Origin of the sequence: Mixta mediterraneensis (assembly GCF_030283135.1) — a bacterium.
In the GTDB taxonomy this organism is placed as follows: Bacteria; Pseudomonadota; Gammaproteobacteria; order Enterobacterales; family Enterobacteriaceae; genus Pantoea; species Pantoea mediterraneensis.
The window spans coordinates 1-701 of the sequence record NZ_JASUAZ010000141.1 but is presented as its reverse complement, the minus strand read 5'-3'; the positions used below and the strand labels follow the sequence as shown (position 1 = coordinate 701).

General features: G+C 41.8%; 1 protein-coding gene. It reads left to right on the top strand.

Annotated elements, in window-relative coordinates; translation table 11 throughout:
* Positions 1 to 366 precede the first annotated feature (366 nt).
* The coding region (locus QRY16_RS22305) for a hemolysin III family protein (RefSeq protein WP_419776151.1) at positions 367 to 701 on the top strand (335 nt) is incomplete at its 3' end.

Here is a 701-nt window from a genome sequence, read left to right as displayed (position 1 = left end):
CAGCTGCTTGTTTCGTACAGTTAGCCACTTTGGCCATCCTCCTTGCTACCACCTCATCCCATTTTAGAATGTATGGAATCATCTTTGTGAATCAGTTTCCCTTGTTAACCATCTTGTGCCTTGCCTTAAATCTTCTAGATAAATGGCCCTTATGTCTAATCTTAATCTGTAAATCATATAACTAGGTTCTTTATTTATTTATGTCAGAAGATCCTCGTCTCAGATTTATTTGTAGTGCTTATCCTTCCCATCAAATATCCGTTCCGCTAAGCCTTTACAATCAGCTATCAAAATAAATATTCGACTCATTTTTACCCTAATATGCATGAGCTCAAAATACCCAGAAAGCAAATCATGCGCTGAGTCATCCACGGATCATCTTTCCTCTGCATGCTCGTGACTGCGATTGTTTTTATTGTCCTCTCCTTCGCTTATCGCTTCAATAGCAGTGTCTTGGTGTACATTCTTAGCCAGCTCCTCCAGTTTGGGGTTAGTTCTGTGTACCACATCCCACTCTGGTCTCCCCGAATCAAGCGAATTCTCCAGCATGTGGACCATATTTGCATTTTTATTCTGATCAGCGGGACCCAGACATCGGTGCTGCTCACCAACATTCTAACGCGCTCTAACCCGCTCACGCACCTGGCCCTAAAGGTTTCGTGGTCTATTTCAATTGTTGGAATTATGAAGATACTTTTTAT